Genomic DNA, 19,068 nt, shown 5'->3' on the forward strand with positions numbered 1-19,068 from the left:
AGTTAATTTGCCTATTAAATAGCGCTAAAACCTAACTAAAGGGTTATCGCTGTGATGATCGGCGTAATAAATTGGAAAAACGTAATGGAAATTAAAGTAAATTATCTCGACAACTTAAAGGTTGAAGCTAAGTTTGATGATTTTACGGTTATTGCTGATCAGCCAATACGCTATAAAGGAGATGGTTCTGCACCTGGACCATTCGACTATTTTTTAGCTTCTTCAGCATTGTGCGCAGCCTATTTTGTTAAGGTATATTGTAATTCTAGAGATATTCCAACCAATGATATTCGACTGTCACAAAATAATATTGTTGACCCTGAAAACCGTTACAACCAAATTTTTAAAATTCAAGTAGAACTTCCTGAAAGTGTTTCGGAAAGAGACCGCTTAGGAATATTACGATCTATAGATCGTTGTACGGTAAAAAAAGTAGTGCAAACTGGTCCTGAATTTCAAGTTGAAATTGTAGAAAGTCTTGAAGAAGATGCACAAGCCATGTTAATGGCAACACCTGATAACGCATCAAACACCTATATTTTAGGTAAAGATTTGCCGCTTGAACAAACCATTGCAGATATGACTAAGTTACTTGCAGATCTTGGTATGAAAGTAGAGATATCTTCTTGGCGTAATATTGTTCCAAACGTTTGGTCTTTACATACACGCGATGCCGCCTCACCAATGTGCTTTACTAACGGTAAAGGCTCAACCAAAGAAAGCGCACTATGCTCTGCGCTAGGTGAGTTTATTGAACGCTTAAATTGTAACTTCTTCTATAATGAACAGTTCTTAGGTCAAGAAATTGCTAATAGCGAATTTGTTTTTTATCCAAATGAGAAATGGTTCAAACTTGAACCTGATGATGCCCTACCCGTTGGCATTTTAGATGAATATTGTTTAACTATTTATAACCCAGAAGACGAGTTACAAGGCTCTCATTTAATTGATACCAACTCGGGTAACATCGAACGTGGCATTTGTTCAATTCCTTATGTACGTCAATCAGATGGCAAAACGGTATATTTTCCAACAAACCTTGTTGATAACCTCTTCCTTAGTAATGGTATGAGTGCGGGTAACAACTTCAATGAAGCCAAGGTGCAGTGTTTATCTGAAATTTTTGAACGTGCCGTAAAAAGACAAATTATTGAGCAAGAAATTGTCTTACCCGATGTTCCCTATGAAGTATTAGAAAAATACCCTAGCATTTTAGCTGGTATAAAAGGGTTAGAAGAGCAAGGCTTTCCTGTTGTAGTAAAAGATGCCTCTTTAGGTGGTCAATTTCCGGTAATGTGCGTTACCCTAATGAACCCCAAAGTAGGCGGCGTATTTGCCTCTTTTGGTGCACACCCAAGCTTTGAAGTAGCACTTGAACGTAGCTTAACAGAGCTACTACAAGGCCGAAGTTTTGAGGGGCTGAATGACATACTTAAACCAACCTTTAATAGCATGGCTGTTGCTGAGCCTGAAAACTTAGTTGAACATTTTATCGATTCTAGCGGTGTTATTTCATGGCGTTTTTTCAGTGCTAAGCAAGACTACCCTTTTTGTGAATGGGACTTTTCAGGCACTAACGAAGAGGAATGTCAGCAACTTTTTAGCATCCTAAAAGACTTAGGAAAAGAAGCTTATGTAGCAGAGTTTTCAGATCTAGGCTTTGCTTGTCGTATTCTTGTACCCGACTTTTCAGAAGTTTATCCTGTAGACGATCTTATTTGGGATAATACCAATAAAGCGCTTTTATATCGCGAAGATATTTTAAACATACATTCGCTTACTGATGATCAACTTGTTAACTTGGTTGAAAAATTAGAAGAAAGCCAGCTTGATAATTACATTGATATTATTACCTTAATAGGCATTGAGTTTGATGAAAATACAGTATGGGGACAGCTCACTATTCTTGAGCTTAAAATTTTAATTTACCTTGCCTTAGGTGAATTAGAAGAGGCGATCGAATTAGTTGAAGCTTTCTTACAATACAACGACAACACTGTAGCACGAGGTTTATTTTATCAAGCAGTTCATGCCGTGCTTGAAATTGAGTTAGACCAAGAGTTAGCTCTGGAAGACTTTATTAACAACCTTAAAAGAATGTTCGGTGAAGAAACTATCACTAACGTCGTTGGCTCTGTAACAGGTGAGGTACGATTTTATGGTTTAACCAAAACCAGCATGGCATTAGAAGGTTTAGACAAACATTTAAGGTTAATAGATAGCTACCAAAAACTTCACAACGCTCGTTCAGCAAAAGTAAATCGTTAAAATCAGTTTAGCTAAAAGGTAATTTCAAGCATTATAATACCAGTTTCATTAATTAAGTAATCTATTTTATACGCAGTGAAAACAGTCAAATACAAGGCATTTATTTTCATAACGAGTTGTTCAGGGCAATGATGCTCCAGCATTGCCCACATAAGCTACATCCTTGTAGCGATAATTATAAAGTAAATAACGCAGTAGTTGACTGTTTTAGCCAGTAGAAATGATCACATAGTTAGTGAGATTGGTATGAGTTACCTTTTAGCTATGTTTACCGCCTCCCCCTTCCCTAAGCATCCAAAGTAACTATGACAAGGCATTAACACTAACACCTTGTTTGAAACATTGAAAAACAGAAAGCAAATATCGATAAACGATAAATAAACATTGATTATCGCTATATTGCGTTATATATTAAATAGACTAACCAACACTGTATTAATTCAATAAAGTATTTAATGTGGTGTAATTAAGAGGGAATACCATGATCTCTACATTTTTATTACTACCAGCACTCTTTGTCTATATAGGTTTATTATATTGGCTATTTACTTACTTTAACGTAAAAGGAATTTGGCGTGGAGACAGTATTGAGCTCATTCAACGTATAGATAAGCCACTATTTAATTTTGTTAAAAACTTATTGGACTTGTTCATGGTGCTATTCACTATTATCGCTGTGATGATTATTCCAATTACTGTGGTACTTGCGATATCACATGGCACATCATCAACTTGGGGGGTCGATATTAGTATATTTTCTGGATTTAGTTTAGATCTAAATGCTATTGAAGGTATTGATGCTACAGGCTTACGTCACCCAGAAATATCTGGCCAGTCTACAATCTCAATTGATACATCAAGTTTAACAGCACTTTATCTTTTTATAGCTTCGCAAGCAGCGCTAACATTAGTAGGTTTATATGGCATAGTAAAACTAAGAGACCTTGTTATATCATTAAAAAACGGTAATGCTTTTTGTCACGATAATACAAAACGCCTAAAGCACATCGGTTTGCTTGTAATAGTCTGGAATATTGTAGCTCCAATTTTTCAGTACTTTGCTTGGGGAGTTGTAATTAATGATATTAATTTTAGTAATAATGGTGTAAAGCTATACCCTGCTTTTGAATTTAATGTGACGGCGCTTTTTATTGGCGCAATGATGATTATACTTTCAGACTTATTTCGTGAAGCTACTCTCATCAGCCAAGAACAGAGGTTTACCATCTGATGAAAAACGAAATAAAAGTAAACTTAGATCTATTACTAGTAAAACGTAAAGTATCACTAACAGAGCTATCTGAAGAGGTTGGAGTAACTATGGCTAACTTGTCAATTTTAAAATGCGGAAAAGCAAAAGCAATTCGTTTTTCTACGCTTATCGCAATTTGTGAAGCGCTCAAATGCCAACCTGGTGATATATTAGAGCTATCTCCCATTGAGTAAGATTTAACGCCTATTTCACAATTAACTAATACCAGTTTTATTAAGTTTATAGTCGCGTTTTGCATAAAAACAATGCATATCAGTGCAATACTGGCATCTGTTTTTTACGACGCAAGTAAGCCATAAACTAATGAGATTGGTATCAGTTACATTAAAACGATTACAATTGTTACGCTCAATATATCTTACCGCCAACATTCAAACAATATAACCCTAACAGTTGGCTTTGCTAGTTTAACAATTAGCTTTAATTTAACCTGCACTTATAGCTAATTGTACACTTAACCAATAGTTTTAACACTAACAAATCATAGTAATAAAGTTCAAAAAAAATCACTGCAATTCGTATAACAACGCCAAAAATGAGCATAAAACAACCTACAGAGTTGAACTTTTACTCTAAACCTGTCATCATAATAGTTAGAAGTCTAACTATTAGAGGTAAAAGGTTTATGTATATGCTGAAACGCCAAGCGCAATGTTCACCACCAAGATAAATTCAACAATAATCCAATAGTTTTATTTATTTTTGGCTGTCCCCTAGATTTTGTGCTTTTCATCCTTTTTTAAGTGTCATCATTTAAGCACTTTGGAAGATTAGCGGTAGTAATGAATACTAGTTTGTTTCAAACTTTTAGTCGCATTTACTCATTACACCAAGGCATCTACCGACGTTCACACTATATAAAGTTATACAACCTTCGGGTATGTCAGACGCACTTAGCGCGTAATTTTATGGAACGCCAAACAATCAGTTAAAATCATCATTATCGAAACCATGGTGATAATAAATTAATTTATACTTATCATAATCTTAAAGAGAAGTTATGCATTTGATCAATAATAAACGCCTAGTTATCAAAATAGGCAGCGCATTAATTGCGCCTGGAAATAATGGCTGTAGTACAAAGTATTTAAGTAATATCGCCTATTTTATTAAGCAGTGCCGCGAACGAGGACAACAAGTAATTTTAGTATCTTCAGGCTCTGTTGCTGCAGGACGCCAGTGGTTTAATACCACTAATCCATCAAAGGCAATGAAGAAAGCAATGGCTGCTACAGGCCAGAACGACATGATGGCTATTTGGGCTAAGTTACTTGATATGCCGCTAGCGCAAATTTTATTAACTCACGCTGACCTTTGTAACCGTGAACGCTATGTCAGCATTAAAGAAACCATTGAAGAACTGCTCGCTCATAATGTGATACCGATCATTAATGAAAATGACACAGTAACATCTGAAGAATTAAAAGTGGGCGACAACGACAACTTAGCTGCAATGGCCGCCGCTGCCATTGATGCCGACATGCTAATTATGTGTACAGACGTTGACGGTTTATACGATAAAAACCCAAATACTCATAGCGATGCAACGTTATTACAAAAAGTGTCTAAAATTACCCCTTCAATATACGCAATGGCTGGTGGGGCGGTAAGTTCTACTGGAACAGGCGGCATGCAAACTAAAATTGAAGCGGCTGAAAAATCAATTGCCCACGGGATTGACACATTAATTATTAACGGTTTTAAGGTTGATTCGTTTGATCAAATTTTAGCCGGCATCAACCCTGGCACACACTTTTTATCAAACCCTGAACCTATGAGTCCAGCAATTCATTGGATGACTCATACGGTACGTGAACGTGGTGAAGTCATAATAGATGACGAAGAATACGCCTTTAATGGTGATGAAGAAATGCTAACCAGTAACAACATACTGGAAGTTAAAGGGCAGTTCTCAGCAGGCGATACTATTTTAGTAACAACAGAAGACGGTACTAAAATAGCGAAAGCCAAAACCAATTTTAGTAGCTGTTTGCTTAATTATATTGCACAAGAGCAGGATTCAGAATGCAATAACAAACAACCTTTACCGCAAAACAATTCAATTATATCAAAAGAGCATTTAGCAATTTTAGGGAACGCATGAACTTAATTACAGAAATATCTAAACAAGCAGCCCAAGCTGCACGTAAATTAATTACTTTAACTGAAGACAAAAAGAACGAAATATTACTCGCTATGGCTAGTGCCCTTAGAGAGAACAGTGCAAAAATATTAGCGGCAAATGAGCTCGATATGGCTCATGCAAAAGAGAATAAACTCTCAGAGGCAATGCTCGACCGTTTACTACTCACACAAGAGCGAATTGATTCAATGGCCGAAGGTATTGAAACTATTGCAAGTTTACCGGACCCTGTTGGCAAATTACGTGAAATAGGTGAACAACCAAACGGACTAAAAATTAGTAAAATGCGCATGCCATTAGGTGTGGTATGTATGATCTACGAAGCTCGACCAAATGTAACAGCTGATGCTGGAGCTCTATGTTTTAAGTCTGGTAATGCTATTATTTTACGTGGTGGCAAAGAAGCACTTCATTCAAGCAAAGCCATTGCCAGCATTTTACAACAAATTTTAGTATCAAATAACTTACCAGAAGCATTGATCAGCGTTATTCCTAATGCTGAACGCAGTTTGTTAATGGACTTAATGCAGCAACGTGATTACATCGACGTAATAATTCCACGTGGTGGTGAAGGGCTTATTAACTTTGTTACAGATAATAGTAAAATACCTGTAATACAGCACTTTAAAGGCGTTTGTCATTTATATGTGGATAAAGATGCCGACTTACAGAAAGCGATTAAAATACTGCTTAACGGTAAAACACAACGCACTGGAGTATGTAATGCCTTAGAAGGTTTAGTTGTGCATAAAGCTATTATGAATGACTTTTTACCCCTAGTGGCTAAAGAGCTTGCTCATCATCAAGTAACAATAAATGCTTGTACGACAAGTATGCCTTTCTTCGACAATGCTAACTTATTAGCAGATGATGCCTTTGGTCAAGAATACTTAGGATTAGAAATTGCGATTAAAGTTGTTGATAGCATGGAACAAGCCTTCGATCATATACATCAACATGGTAGTAATCATACTGAAGTTATTTGTACTGAAAACGCTGAACGTGCACAACGCTTTCAACGCTGCGTAGACGCATCAGTAGTAATGATTAACGCCTCTTCGCGCTTTTCAGATGGCAGTCAACTAGGTTTAGGTGCAGAAATAGGTATTGCAACCACTAAGTTACATGCCTATGGCCCAATGGGCTTAGAATCGTTAACAACAGAGAAGTTCTTAGTCTCTGGCGATGGTCATGTAAGAAGCTAGTATCAAGATAAAAGTAAACTATTATCGTCAAAAAAAAAGGTAATTGCTATTACCCTTTTTTGTTATTGACAACCCCTGCTTTTTTAGCGGCGCAAAGAAAATAATCTAGCTAAATGTTCAGGGTAATACCAGTTTCATTAAATAAGTGATCTATTTTATATGCAGTGAAAGCAGTCAAATACAAGGCATTTATTTTCATAACGAGTTGTTCAGGGCAATTATGCTCCAGCATTGCCCACATAAGCTACATCCTTGTAGCGATAATTATAAAATAAACAACGCAGTAGTTGATTGTTTTAACCAGTAGAAATGATCACATAATTAGTGAGATTGGTATAAAGTGTTTCCGGCTCATAAAAAGCAATATGACTTTCACTTATGACTACTGAACAACCTGAATTCGGGATAAGCTAAATACACCAAAGCTACGATTTTTTATGCTTTAAACGTACACCTATTATCCCGAGTTCAGGTTAAATAAGATCTTTTATCGAGGGCTTAATGCATAGTACCACTATAAAGCTTAGTTATATCTAGGCGCTCTAACCAACCAATTACTACTTTGATCATCACTTTTACATTCAAAATTAAATGATTGTGCCTTATAACTAACAGCAATATATTTTTTACATCGGGTTTGAGCCGTATGGTTAACAGATTCATCTTGATCTGGAAACGTTACAAAGTTAACTCGTCCTCGATGTAAAGACTTTCTCGCATTACAAGACCACAGCGTTAAAGTAGGATCATCACCTAGGGTAGCTAAGCATTTTTGAGAGCCTTTATGTATCACTTTATCACTTTATCACTTTTATTTAACGTCCATTGCTGCTTTTCATTATTATCGCAAGTTTCAAACGTTACTTTGGTACCTAACTTCGATAGTTTATTCTTGGGAGATAAACACATATCTATCAAGGGGTTCACAATTTCGAAGCTGCTTTGTACACTTGTACTCTCCTGCTTAGCTACTTCAATTAGCGAAGTGTTATCATTGTTTGGGAAAGCGTTTACCATTCCTGTAAATAAGCCTAGCACAACTAATATTAAGTACTGATTGATGTTAATACTCATAATTAAATCCTTTATTTAAGTTATCTAACGTACACGTTAATAATTCACATTTATTGACACTTGTTTAGTCACGACAATTACTCGATGCCATGCAGACTATTATGAATAAAATTGCTAGAGAGTCCTTACGGTTTCCTTACCATCTAAAAAAATAGATTAAAGCCTTAAGATACAAGAGATTGGATTAATATATGTAAAACAACAGAAGGTAACTTATACTTAAGTATCCAAACTAAATTGAGTTGTATTATATGGATATTGAGAATAAGCGAACATTATAAATTGTTGAAATACACTTGGCAGGAAGCTTTTGAAAAAATCAAATACAACACCTACTCATACTAAAATAGAAAATAGCCAGTCACCAACATTCAAGCTAGGGCCTTGGTTGGTTAATCAAAGCACTAATACCATAACTCGTGACGGTGACGGTGAATGCTTAACCATCGAACCGAAAATGATGAATGTGTTAGTTTACCTTTGTCAAAATGCTGAGTTAACGGTAAGTGCCGAGCAACTATTAATTGCCTGCTGGGCTGGCACTTTTTACGGCGACGCTCCTGTACAAAAATGTATTGCTGGTTTACGTAAAAAATTAGGCTGTAATTCACGTCACCCTATTTATATAGAAACTATTCACCGTCGTGGCTATAAAATTATTGCTGAGGTTACTTTCTACCAAGATCAACACTCCTTAGTTACCGTTGAAGATCGGCATCGGTGGACTCACGGCTCTCCATACCTTGGGTTAAATACTTTTCAACAAGAGCATGCCTCAATCTTCTTTGGAAGAACAAAAGCAACAGCAGATGTTATACAAGGCTTAAAGCACTGTGTTGAGCATCACTTTCATTTTTTATTAATATTAGGGAAAAGTGGCAGCGGCAAATCTTCACTTATTAGAGCCGGTGTTTTACCTTATCTACAGCAACAAGATGGCTTTTCTAATATCAAAATCGATAACCATCAAATAATAAGCCCAAGTCAAAGTAAATATATATCACCTACAACCATATTAATTGATGCTCTTCGCACTTTAGAGTTAATCAAACCCGATGTTGATTTGACAAATTTGGCTACAAAAATAGAAAAGGCCCCTGAACTATTACAAGATGCCTTGATCTTAGAAAACACCGGCGAAAGTAAAGCTTGTATTAGCAATACTAACAATAACTTACTAGATAAAGGTAATGCTAGTGTGAAAAGTTATCAATTGCTGGTGCTTGATCAGTTTGAACAATTCTTATTAGACGACAACTTAAATGAGCTAGAAAAAAGTAACTTAGTTACATACATTAACCAGCTAGCTTACTGTAAAAATCTATTAGTTATTGCCATGTTACGCAATGATTATTATGCAAACTGTCTTGATGTTAAAGGTTTCCTTGAACTCAAAGATCATGGTCAGCAATATGATCTTCAAACACCTAGCCCATTTGAAATAAGTAAAATGATCCGCACGCCAGCAGCTTATGCCGGAGTAACATTTGAAGTGGATAAAAATACAGGAGAACAACTTGATGAATTACTACTTGAATCTGCCATTAAAAATCCTAATGCTTTACCATTATTAGAATACACACTAGATCAACTCTATCAGCAACGTGATAAAAACAATGTAATGCTATTGTCTGTTTATTACAGTATGGGTGGAATAGAAGGAGCAATAGCACAACAAGCTGAGAAGACATTTAATAATATGCCAGCCAAAGTTCAAAAGTGTTGGGATAAAATAATGCATACCCTAGTAAAAATAGACACAAATAATCTACATGCAGTAACAGCCCGAAAAGTGCCACTATCTATTTTCACTTGTCCTGATCAACAGCACTTTATTCATACTTTTTTGTCAGCGAAATTATTTGTTTCAATATTAAGAAGTCCAAGAGGTGAACATCGCCTATCTTATTCTGGTGATAATATAAACCAAATTACTAGTAGAAATTCAATAGAATTACAATTTATTACCATTGCTCATGAGGCGCTTTTACACCATTGGAAAAAAGTAAATAAGTGGGTTGACGAAAACAGAACAGCAATTCAAAAACGCGAACAATTAGCAAGTGATTGTCAGCATTGGATAGATAATAATAAAAATAAAGATGCCCTGCTTAACTCAAAACAAAAATTACGAGACGGACTTTGGTTAACAACTAGAACAGCCATTCGCTTAAACAATGAAGAGCTAGCCTTTATACATCAATCAAAGCGACAACATAATAGAATAAAACATATCAAAAACACGGTTTTATTTTTAATGTGCTGCTTTGTCTTTACAATAGTACTGCAATCAAAGCAAGTAAGTCATGAGCGTGATATAGCTATACAACAGAGTGGCCGTGCCGAAGCAATTTCAGACTTCTTAACCGAAATGTTTTCCGGTGCAAGACCACATCAAGCAAAGGGTAAAGATATACTCGTTAAAGATATTCTCGCACTAGCAAGTGAAAAGTTAAACCAAACTAACACCCACAATCTATCTGAACAACCGGGTGTAGAAGCAAGTATTCAAAATATCATTGGTGGCATTTATTTAGACTTAGGGCTAATAGCACCAGGCGAACAACACCTATTACGCGCGTTAACACTTTATAAGAATCTATCTGATAATCACTCTAAAGAATATTTAGCATTAATTGATAATTTAATCGCTCTTTACGCGATGAAATTTGACAATAAAAAGGAGTATCCATTAATTAATGAAGCAATAGCCTTAAGTAATCAGCTCTACGGGGAAGGTCATCGTCGTACAATAAAATATAAAAATAACTTAGGGATATATTACAACAACATGGGGCTTTTAGATAAAGCAGAGAAAATCTTTGTTGAAGTATACCAAAAAAGGCTACAGTTATTTGGTGAAAACGACAAACAAACAGTTGAATCTATTGAATATTTAGCCACTTTATATTACTGGCTAGGCCAGTACGAAAAGGCAGAAAAATTTTATAAAAGGTGCTTAAAGCTAAATAGAATTTTATTAGAAAAAATCATCCCGATACGCTAGTTTGCTTAGCTCGTTTAGGATCGTTATACGAAACCATGGGAAAATATAACGAAGCAGCCCCTATCCTTATTGAACATATTGAACAAGCGACTATTATACTTGGCAGTCAGCACCCTAAAGTATTACGCTCAATGCATAACCTTGCTGATACTTACAGAGGGTTAGAAAAATTTGATGAATCGGAAGTCTTATTTCGCAAAACCTTACAAAGTAGACGCAAACTATTAGGCGAAAACCATATAGAAACACTGCAAACTCAAATGAAGCTCGCCAGGCTTCTACGCCTAATTAATCAGTATGATGAGGCATTAATATTAGTTAGAGATACAGCAGAAAAACAAAAGGCGTTGCTAGGTGAAGAGCACCCAACAACCCTAATCGCAATGCAGGAATTAGCTAATTTATATCAACATCAAAATAAATTAGCTAAAGCATTAGAAATTTATAATCATGTATTAACTACACGAATAAAAGTATTGGGTGAAGCTCATCCTGATTTAAGCAAAACATTACTAGGGCTAATAACGACCTATTTATTAAATAATAATACCGCTGACGCAGAAAAATACTTTAAACAACTGACTAAGTTAGCAGAAAAAAAACCGGAAAGGTTTCAAAGCGACGTAATGACAGCCAAAACATTATTAACAAATTATTACGCACAACATCACCAGCCAGAAATATAGCGTACACACAAGGGCGTGTTGATCTTTCGAGTACAAATTTTGTACGAATTAAACATGATTTAATTGAGGCGTAGCGAATAAAGTGTCGTTATTCTACATAAATGAGCTAGACAGCTTCCGCGTCCTGCTCACGCTAAGTACCTACTTCCGTGTAAGCACAGCTTCCGCGTCCTGCTCACGCTAAGTACCTACTTCCATGTAGGCAACGAAAAGTAAATCATGTTTAAACGTATCCGTAGGACAGCGCCTCTTTGATTTTTCTACGGCGTTTTCACTTATTTATGGGGAACAACCCCATTACATAAGGTCAGCCTTGTATAAACACCAAATAAATCGCTGCAAAAATATACAGCAAAGATCAACACGCCCTAAAACAGACCAAATCCGAAGATAGCAAAGCTTTACTGAATTCACCTGACGTGGTTTAATGGATTCGACTACCCCAGTTAAGAGATAATAAACTTAACTGGAGATCAACATGACAAAACGTAAAAAGTATTCTAAAGAATTTAAACTCGATGCTATCGCATTAGTTATTGAACAAAACTATAGTCAGGCGGAAGCTTCGAGAAATTTGGGCATTAATCCCAACATGCTTGGCCGGTGGATCAAGGAAGCTGAAAATGATGATGGTCAGGCTTTCAGAGGAAACGGTAAATTAACACCTGAGCAAGAAGAAATTCGTCAGTTAAAAGCACAAGTAAAACGCCTCGAAATGGAGCGAGAAGTGTTAAAAAAAGCGACGGTCTTCTTTGCCAAAGAAACGAAGTAAAATATTCGTTTATCGCCCTACATAAGAAGATCTGGCCAGTGGTGCTCATGTGCCACGTACTGGGTGTTAAAAGCAATAATTATTATAGTTATCAAAAACGTAACCTCGACAAACAGGAAGATCCGACGCATGAAGAAATGCTTGATTGGGTCAAAGATATAGCAAAGTTCAGCGATAATACTTATGGCGAACGTCGTATTCAAAAAGTGCTTAATGCGCTTAGCTATCCTGTAAGTCGACAAAAAACAGCGAAGCTTATGAAAGAAGCGGGCGTGTGGGTTCGCTATAAAAAGAAATACAAAGTAACAACGAATAGTGATCATAATAAGCCCGTTTACGACAATGAGCTTCAACAAGATTTTACCGTAGCAGCACCGAACCAAGTTTGGGTGCAAGACATCAGCTATATTTGGACATCTGAAGGCTGGTTATATTTAGCGGTTGTCATTGATTTATACTCTCGTAAAGTCGTGGGCTGGAGTATGGGGTCGAGAATGAAGGCTCAGCTGGTTTGTGATGCATTGACCATGGCCATTTGGCAACGTCAGCCGAAGGCTGGGTTAATCGTGCATTCAGATCAAGGCGTTCAATATGCAAGCCACCAATATCGGCGGTTATTAAAGGACCATAGCTTTATTGGCAGTATGAGCAAAAAGGGGTGCTGTTGGGATAATGCTGTTGCTGAAAGCTTCTTTGGCAGTTTGAAGCAAGAGCGAGTTCATTGGCGTAACTATGAAACACGCTATGGTGCACAGCAAGATGTCTTGAATTACATAACGATGTGGTACAACAGTCGTCGTTTGCATTCTTACCTGGGTTACCAAAGTCCGAGTGATTTTGAACGGGCGACAGAAGACTTAGAAATGGTTGCTTAACTGAGGTGACTGAATTTAGTTGACCAGGTCAACCCTATATAGCTTGTTAACGACACAGCAATAATTTTTTGCATTTTATCCGGTTTACAATAAAAAAGTTTGCACAAAAAATTTAATTATTCATTAATTTTGACCTAGCAATACAGGTTTACAACACAGCAGTAAGGCTAAAATAAACAATGCCAAAATATCAGATAAAAGTAACAGTGCTCATCATAACGCTTCTTTGTGCAACGATGAGCCAAGCGATTGTTATTAGACACGACATCGACGATAAGGATTATCAAAAACTAGGAGAAAAGTATAAATCCTCAATAACTTACAATGATGGCTGTGTAGGCACTGTTATTGACCCAATATGGGTACTTACCGCAGCGCACTGTGTTACTCCTCAAGAGCAACGCCCTCTTTTTATCGAACACTTAGGGAATAAATATCCCGTTGAATTTATCAAAATACATCCAAAAAACAATAGTGATACAAACAATTATGATATGGCATTATTACGGTTAAAATGGCCAATGAAGGACTCACGGCCAGCCCTACTCTACCCTTTTTATGACGAACAAGGTAAGCAAGTCACTTTCGTTGGTAATGGCAACTTTGGTAACGGTATTAAAGGCATCACTAGTACTAAATCAATACTGCGAGCAGCAACAAATATCATAACAGGAACTAGCAAAAGTCAATTATCCTTCATATTTGACAAGCCTGAAGAAGCTCTTAGGTTGGAAGGTATAAGTGGCCCTCATGATAGTGGAGGGCCTGCCTTCATTGAAAAAAATGACAAGCTTTACATTGCTGGTGTTAGCTCTTGGCAAGATAATCAAGGTGTAGAGGGTATCTACGGTGTAACAGAATATTACGCTAGAGTGTCAACCCAACAACAGTGGATTAACCATATACTACAAGAATATAAGGCTACTCCTGCTATTGAGCACTCATTATTATTAGCCATTAAAACAGCACCAGTCGACACGCTAAAAAAACAATTCTCACAATACCCTTCATGGAAAAAAAACACCGACTTAATCAGAGCACTACTTATTCAACTTATTTATCAATTACCTCCTGAAAGATCTAAAAAAGTCGTCAATGCTGTACCTGAGCTAACGACTTTAACACTTAATAATATCAGTTTACCCAGTTACGTTATTGAACAAGGGAATTGGCAGTTGTTCGAAGCTTTAATAGATTTAGGCATAAATATTAATGAGAAGAATATCTATGGTGAATCTTTTTTAACGCAATTGTTGCTGTTATACCCACAAGAGTTACCGTTAGCTCCGTTACTCGATAAATTATTAAAAAACGGCTTAGATATTAACGCTAGAGATGAACGAGGAAATACTGCATTAGCGTTAGCTACTTATTTAGCTAACCGAGATAATAACTTGGAGCGTGTCCTGTTGTTACTTGAAAAAAATGCAAACCCTAACATTGGTGATTTAGAAAATTATACCCCTTTGATGTACATAGCGAGTGCTGGAAATACCGCACTAGCAGCTTTATTTTTAAAACATGGTGCTAAAATTGATTTAAAAGACAGTACGGGGAAAAACGCTCTAAATTACGTTAGGGAGCATAATCGAAAGGTGTTAATACCATTATTGAGCAGTAACTAGGGTCTGTTAATCTTTCGAGCTTAAATTTTGTTCAAGCTAAACACTTTATGAGCAAGGCGCTAGCAATGTAGCATAGTCGTTCTATGTAAATTTCTAGCAACACGGTTCAGGGAGTGTTTAGAAGACCCCAAAGGGCGACGTTTGTTTGTCATACTACATTGACGTCTGATTTTGGCGAACAACCACACGAAACAGACGACGCTTTATATAGTACCAATCTCACTAATTATGTGATCATTTCTACTGGTTAAAACAATCAACTACTGCGTTATTTATTTTATAATTATCGCTACAAGGATGTAGCTTATGTGGGCAATGCTGGAGCATAATTGCCCTGAACAACTAGTTATGAAAATAAATGCCTTGTATTTGACTGTTTTCACTGCGTATAAAATAGATCACTTATTTAATGAAACTGGTATAAATACCAAACAAACTGTTGCAAAAACTACCGTAAAAGATCAACAGCCCCTAATTAAAAAGGGTAATAACATTGCTGCTATTACCCTTTTATTTAAGTAAATGTATTCAAATCGATTAGTGGTTTTCAGACACCATATTTACGGTATATTTTGGTATATCAACCACTAAGTCGTCATCAGCAACTAATGCCTGACAACTTAAGCGAGACTCGGGCTCTAGTCCCCAAGCTTTGTCTAACAAATCGTCTTCTAACTCATCACTTTCTGCTAATGAGTCAAAGCCTTCTCTAACAATGACATGACAGGTTGTGCACGCACATACCTTTTCACACGCATGCTCTAAATGAATGTCATTCTTTAAAATAACATTTAGTACACTTTCACCCTTTTCGGCTTCTAGTACCGCACCATCAGGACATAATTCTTCATTAGGTAAGATAATAATTTTTGGCATTTTACATTAAACCTCGTCTACAGAGTGGCCTGACAGTGCAGTGCGAATAGATGAATCCATACGTCGCTCAGCAAAGGCTGCCGTTTTATTATTTAATTTTTCAATCGCAGCTTCTATTTTATCTGTTTCACTCGATTGGCTAACCTGTGCCAATTCGGTAATTGAGCGATTAATATCTGCCACTTCTTCTTCACTAAGTAATTGACTATCGGCAGTTAGTGCCGATTGAATTGATTCAATCACTCTTGATGCTTCAACTTGCTGCTCTTTCAACATGCGCGCTTGCATATCTTGCTCAGCATTGGTCATCGATGCTTTAAGCATATCAGTTATTTGCTGCTCTTCTAAGCCAAATGATGGCTTAACGGTAATACCTGTCTCTACACCGGTAGACTTTTCCATAGCGCTTACTTCAAGTAAACCATCAGCGTCTACTTTAAAAGTTACACGAATATGTGCAGCTCCGGCTGTCATTGCTGGAATACCACGTAGTTCAAAACGTGCTAATGAACGACAATCTTCAACTAACTCACGCTCACCTTGCAGTACATGAATAGCCATTGCCGTTTGCCCATCTTTAAACGTAGTAAACTCTTGTGCTTTGGCAACCGGTATTGTTGTGTTTCTTGAAATAACTTTTTCAACTAAACCACCCATGGTTTCTAAACCAAGCGAGAGTGGAATAACATCAAGTAAAAGCATTTCACTTTCTGGCTTATTACCCGCTAAAATATCAGCTTGTATAGCTGCTCCAACAGCAACAACCTTGTCTGGATCGATCGATGTTAATGGCTCTTTTGAAAAGTATTTCTGTGTTTCAACTCTTACTAATGGTACGCGAGTTGAACCACCAACCATCACAACTTCATTGACTTCATCGGTGCTAACTTCAGCATCTTTTAATGCTCGACGACACGCACGTAATGTTTTAGCGACTAGCGGCTGAATTAATTGTTCAAAAGTGCTTTTCGTCAACTCTCCTTGCCACGTATTACCGTCAGCAAGTGCTAAGTTAACTACATGCTTATCTGAGGTGGTTAACGCTTCTTTTGCTACGCATGCTTGTTCTAGTAATTGACGCTCCAACGTATGCGACAAAGGACGCTCTAGCTGTGCTTGCTCTACTAAGTAGTCAACAATTACTACATCAAAATCATCTCCACCTAATGCTGAGTCGCCACCCGTTGCTAATACTTCAAACACACCTTTATTTAAACGTAATATGGAAATATCAAAGGTACCACCGCCGAGGTCATAAACCGCAATAACACCTTCTTTGCCGCTATCTAAACCATAAGCTACAGCAGCTGCTGTTGGCTCATTGAGTAGCCGTAAAACGTTAACGCCAGCAAGAGTTGCTGCATCTTTTGTACTTTGGCGTTGTGCATCATCAAAATAAGCAGGAACGGTAATAACAACACCAGTAAGCTCTCCGCCTAAAGTATCTTCAGCACGCTTTGCGAGCGTCTTAAGAATTTGTGCAGATACCTGAACAGGGTTAATTTCACCATGGCGCGTCATAATACTAGGATGATTATCATCACCACAAAACTGGTAAGGTAAAGACGGATATTTGCTTTTAATATCGGCTAACGAACGACCAATGAGCCGTTTCGCCGATACAATAGTATTTTGAGGGTCAGAAACCGAGAAAGTTTTAGCTGGATAACCCACTAAAGTATTATCTTGTTGGTAGCTAACCACAGAGGGTAAAATATCATTACCGTTATCATCGGTTAATGTTTCAGCTAGGCCGCTTTTTACACTGGCTACTAACGAATTTGTTGTACCTAAATCTATACCTGCAGCTAAACGATGTTCATGGGGTGTTGTACTTTGCCCCGGCTCTGCTATTTGTAATAACGCCATTATGGACTCGTATAATTTAATTCATTTCGATGTTGTCTGCTGACAAAAGTTTTAGCAAACAACTGTTTAATTGATGATAAGTTCATCAGTAGAGTATGACCTGTTACTTAGTCAAGTAGTGAGTCTTCTAGTTTATCTAACTCTACATGTAGCTTCTGATAAAACTGTAATTTGCGTAAGTCACTACCGGCTTGCTCATTCGAGGCAGACGTATTTTCACTTAACTTCGTTTGCATAGCGTTAAATAATTGTTCAAATTCGCTTTCAAGCACTTGTGCCATTTCAAACACTGCGGATTCAACATTATCAGAGAATTTAACGTCCTCTAGCATTTCACGTAGTTCCATCTGACGCATTAAAAACTCATTATCACTAAACGATGCTTGTTCACTAGGTTGTTCAACCCCTCGAAGGGTTAAGATATACTCAGCACGTTTCAATGGTTTTTTTAAGGTTTGATAAGCGTCGTTAACCAGTGTTGACCTTTTAACAGCCATCATTTGATCTTGGCTTGAACCTTGAGCAAATCTATCAGGGTGTACACTTTTTTGTATGGTTTGGTATCGCTGCGTTAGCTCCTTAACATCAAGGTTAAAACTTTCATCAATACCAAAAATTTGAAAATAATTCACAACCGCTCCAGCAAAGTGCTAAAAATTTATACTAAACATTGAAGCTTTCGCCACAACCACACTCACCTTTCGCATTTGGGTTAGTAAACTTAAACCCTTCGTTCAAACCTTCTTTAACGAAATCAAGCTCAATACCATCAAGGTAAGTTAAACTTTTACCATCAATAATAATATTTACATCATCTATGTTAAATAAGGTATCGTCTTCATTTAAGTCATCAACAAACTCTAAAACATAGGCTAAACCCGAACAGCCAGTTGTTTTAATACCTAGGCGCAAACCAAGGCCCTTGCCTCGGTTTGCAATAAATGTTCTAACACGCTCTGACGCAGCTGGCGTCATAGTAACACTCATAGTTATTCCTTACTGCTTAACCGTTATGCTTGCTTTTATAGTCTTGAATAGCCGCTTTAATTGCATCTTCAGCTAAAATAGAGCAATGAATTTTAACAGGTGGTAACGCTAACTCTTCTGCGATTGCGGTATTTTTAATTAAACCCGCTTCGTCAATAGATTTCCCTTTTACCCATTCTGTTACTAACGAGCTTGACGCTATCGCTGAACCACAACCATAAGTTTTAAATTTTGCGTCTTCAATGATGCCTGCATCTGAAATTTTTAATTGTAACTTCATTACATCACCACATGCTGGTGCGCCAACCATACCTGTTGCAACTTGTGGATCATTCTTGTCCATAGAACCTACGTTTCTAGGATTTTCATAATGATCAATTACTTTTTCGCTATAAGCCATGATACTTT

19 protein-coding genes are annotated in these 19,068 nt (G+C 37.0%); 10 read left to right on the top strand and 9 right to left on the bottom strand.

The window, feature by feature from the left end; genetic code table 11:
• Positions 1–84: 84 nt before the first annotated feature.
• Positions 85–2,268 (top strand): OsmC domain/YcaO domain-containing protein, encoded by a 2,184-nt coding sequence (locus QUD79_RS11230; RefSeq protein ID WP_184426543.1) that lies wholly within the window; start codon positions 85–87, stop codon positions 2,266–2,268.
• A gap of 11 nt (positions 2,269–2,279) precedes the next feature.
• On the opposite strand, the gene QUD79_RS11235 is transcribed toward QUD79_RS11230, so the two are convergent.
• Positions 2,280–2,420, bottom strand: a complete 141-nt coding sequence (locus QUD79_RS11235) for a hypothetical protein (protein ID WP_184426541.1) — start codon at positions 2,418–2,420, stop codon at positions 2,280–2,282.
• 329 nt (positions 2,421–2,749) lie between these two features.
• On the opposite strand from QUD79_RS11235, the gene QUD79_RS11240 reads away from it, so the two are divergent.
• The 4 genes from QUD79_RS11240 to QUD79_RS11255 all read left to right on the top strand — a co-directional run bounded on the left by QUD79_RS11240 (position 2,750) and on the right by QUD79_RS11255 (position 6,889).
• Positions 2,750–3,499 carry a DUF2975 domain-containing protein gene (locus QUD79_RS11240; protein ID WP_184426539.1) on the top strand — a complete coding sequence of 250 codons (750 nt, stop codon included), beginning with the start codon at positions 2,750–2,752 and terminating at the stop codon, positions 3,497–3,499.
• Positions 3,499–3,714: a helix-turn-helix domain-containing protein gene (locus tag QUD79_RS11245; RefSeq protein WP_184426537.1), complete on the top strand. Its 216-nt coding sequence runs from the start codon at positions 3,499–3,501 to the stop codon at positions 3,712–3,714. The genes QUD79_RS11240 and QUD79_RS11245 overlap by 1 nt, the downstream gene beginning before the upstream one ends.
• Positions 3,715–4,541: 827 nt before the next feature.
• Complete coding sequence (gene proB, locus QUD79_RS11250; protein WP_184426535.1) at positions 4,542–5,645, top strand: glutamate 5-kinase; 1,104 nt, start codon at positions 4,542–4,544, stop codon at positions 5,643–5,645.
• Complete coding sequence (locus QUD79_RS11255; protein WP_184426533.1) at positions 5,642–6,889, top strand: glutamate-5-semialdehyde dehydrogenase; 1,248 nt, start codon at positions 5,642–5,644, stop codon at positions 6,887–6,889. The genes proB and QUD79_RS11255 overlap by 4 nt, the downstream gene beginning before the upstream one ends.
• A 109-nt stretch (positions 6,890–6,998) precedes the next feature.
• Here QUD79_RS11255 and QUD79_RS11260 read toward each other — a convergent pair whose 3' ends face one another.
• The 3 genes from QUD79_RS11260 to QUD79_RS11270 form a co-directional block, all read right to left on the bottom strand.
• Positions 6,999–7,130, bottom strand: a complete 132-nt coding sequence (locus QUD79_RS11260; protein ID WP_281401861.1) for a hypothetical protein — start codon at positions 7,128–7,130, stop codon at positions 6,999–7,001.
• A gap of 282 nt (positions 7,131–7,412) precedes the next feature.
• Positions 7,413–7,682, bottom strand: coding sequence for a hypothetical protein (locus tag QUD79_RS11265; protein WP_184426531.1), 270 nt, complete (start codon positions 7,680–7,682; stop codon positions 7,413–7,415).
• The gene (locus QUD79_RS11270) at positions 7,679–7,963 is read right to left on the bottom strand and encodes a hypothetical protein (RefSeq protein WP_184426529.1); all 285 of its coding nucleotides are present in this window, start codon (positions 7,961–7,963) and stop codon (positions 7,679–7,681) included. The genes QUD79_RS11265 and QUD79_RS11270 overlap by 4 nt, the downstream gene beginning before the upstream one ends.
• A 310-nt stretch (positions 7,964–8,273) precedes the next feature.
• On the opposite strand from QUD79_RS11270, the gene QUD79_RS11275 reads away from it, so the two are divergent.
• The 5 genes from QUD79_RS11275 (at position 8,274) to QUD79_RS11300 (ending at position 15,450) form a co-directional block, all read left to right on the top strand.
• Positions 8,274–10,970 carry an nSTAND1 domain-containing NTPase gene (locus QUD79_RS11275; RefSeq protein ID WP_184426526.1) on the top strand — a complete coding sequence of 899 codons (2,697 nt, stop codon included), beginning with the start codon at positions 8,274–8,276 and terminating at the stop codon, positions 10,968–10,970.
• Positions 10,943–11,656, top strand: coding sequence for a tetratricopeptide repeat protein (locus QUD79_RS11280; protein ID WP_286290795.1), 714 nt, complete (start codon positions 10,943–10,945; stop codon positions 11,654–11,656). Before QUD79_RS11275 ends, QUD79_RS11280 begins: the two co-directional genes overlap by 28 nt.
• Before the next feature lie 478 nt (positions 11,657–12,134).
• Positions 12,135–13,303, top strand: a protein-coding gene (locus QUD79_RS11290; RefSeq protein ID WP_425506909.1) for an IS3 family transposase whose coding sequence is annotated in 2 segments (ribosomal slippage) — positions 12,135–12,384 and positions 12,384–13,303 — 1,170 coding nt in all. Because the reading frame shifts where the segments join, the coding sequence is not laid out codon by codon here.
• A 179-nt stretch (positions 13,304–13,482) separates the two neighbouring features.
• A complete protein-coding gene (locus QUD79_RS11295; RefSeq protein WP_184426246.1) occupies positions 13,483–14,928 on the top strand; it encodes a trypsin-like serine protease in 1,446 nt (481 codons plus the stop codon).
• 306 nt (positions 14,929–15,234) lie between these two features.
• Entirely contained in the window at positions 15,235–15,450 is a 216-nt protein-coding gene (locus tag QUD79_RS11300) for a hypothetical protein (RefSeq protein WP_184426248.1), read from the top strand.
• Positions 15,451–15,465: 15 nt separating this feature from the next.
• Here QUD79_RS11300 and fdx read toward each other — a convergent pair whose 3' ends face one another.
• The 5 genes from fdx to iscU all read right to left on the bottom strand — a co-directional run bounded on the left by fdx (position 15,466) and on the right by iscU (position 19,060).
• Positions 15,466–15,804 (bottom strand): ISC system 2Fe-2S type ferredoxin, encoded by a 339-nt coding sequence (gene fdx, locus QUD79_RS11305; protein ID WP_184426250.1) that lies wholly within the window; start codon positions 15,802–15,804, stop codon positions 15,466–15,468.
• A 6-nt stretch (positions 15,805–15,810) separates the two neighbouring features.
• Positions 15,811–17,673 carry a Fe-S protein assembly chaperone HscA gene (gene hscA, locus QUD79_RS11310; protein ID WP_184426252.1) on the bottom strand — a complete coding sequence of 621 codons (1,863 nt, stop codon included), beginning with the start codon at positions 17,671–17,673 and terminating at the stop codon, positions 15,811–15,813.
• A 107-nt stretch (positions 17,674–17,780) separates the two neighbouring features.
• A complete protein-coding gene (gene hscB, locus QUD79_RS11315) occupies positions 17,781–18,305 on the bottom strand; it encodes a co-chaperone HscB (RefSeq protein ID WP_184426254.1) in 525 nt (174 codons plus the stop codon).
• A 31-nt stretch (positions 18,306–18,336) separates the two neighbouring features.
• Positions 18,337–18,660: an iron-sulfur cluster assembly protein IscA gene (gene iscA, locus QUD79_RS11320; protein ID WP_184426256.1), complete on the bottom strand. Its 324-nt coding sequence runs from the start codon at positions 18,658–18,660 to the stop codon at positions 18,337–18,339.
• A 16-nt stretch (positions 18,661–18,676) separates the two neighbouring features.
• On the bottom strand, positions 18,677–19,060 hold the full coding sequence (gene iscU / locus QUD79_RS11325) for a Fe-S cluster assembly scaffold IscU (protein ID WP_184426258.1): 384 nt from the start codon (positions 19,058–19,060) through the stop codon (positions 18,677–18,679).
• Between the last annotated feature and the right edge of the window lie 8 nt (positions 19,061–19,068).

It is taken from the genome of Thalassotalea piscium, assembly GCF_030295935.1.
Taxonomy (GTDB): domain Bacteria; phylum Pseudomonadota; class Gammaproteobacteria; order Enterobacterales; family Alteromonadaceae; genus Thalassotalea_B; species Thalassotalea_B piscium.

Coding starts and splice junctions, on each gene's coding strand:
- QUD79_RS11240 (WP_184426539.1), top strand. CDS start 2,750: ATGATCTCTACATTTTTATTACTACCAGCACTCTTTGTCTATATAGGT.
- proB (WP_184426535.1), top strand. CDS start 4,542: ATGCATTTGATCAATAATAAACGCCTAGTTATCAAAATAGGCAGCGCA.
- fdx (WP_184426250.1), bottom strand. CDS start 15,804: ATGCCAAAAATTATTATCTTACCTAATGAAGAATTATGTCCTGATGGT.
- QUD79_RS11270 (WP_184426529.1), bottom strand. CDS start 7,963: ATGAGTATTAACATCAATCAGTACTTAATATTAGTTGTGCTAGGCTTA.
- QUD79_RS11300 (WP_184426248.1), top strand. CDS start 15,235: ATGTGGGCAATGCTGGAGCATAATTGCCCTGAACAACTAGTTATGAAA.
- QUD79_RS11255 (WP_184426533.1), top strand. CDS start 5,642: ATGAACTTAATTACAGAAATATCTAAACAAGCAGCCCAAGCTGCACGT.
- QUD79_RS11260 (WP_281401861.1), bottom strand. CDS start 7,130: ATGTGGGCAATGCTGGAGCATAATTGCCCTGAACAACTCGTTATGAAA.
- hscA (WP_184426252.1), bottom strand. CDS start 17,673: ATGGCGTTATTACAAATAGCAGAGCCGGGGCAAAGTACAACACCCCAT.
- QUD79_RS11230 (WP_184426543.1), top strand. CDS start 85: ATGGAAATTAAAGTAAATTATCTCGACAACTTAAAGGTTGAAGCTAAG.
- QUD79_RS11295 (WP_184426246.1), top strand. CDS start 13,483: ATGCCAAAATATCAGATAAAAGTAACAGTGCTCATCATAACGCTTCTT.
- iscA (WP_184426256.1), bottom strand. CDS start 18,660: ATGAGTGTTACTATGACGCCAGCTGCGTCAGAGCGTGTTAGAACATTT.
- iscU (WP_184426258.1), bottom strand. CDS start 19,060: ATGGCTTATAGCGAAAAAGTAATTGATCATTATGAAAATCCTAGAAAC.
- QUD79_RS11235 (WP_184426541.1), bottom strand. CDS start 2,420: ATGTGGGCAATGCTGGAGCATCATTGCCCTGAACAACTCGTTATGAAA.
- QUD79_RS11245 (WP_184426537.1), top strand. CDS start 3,499: ATGAAAAACGAAATAAAAGTAAACTTAGATCTATTACTAGTAAAACGT.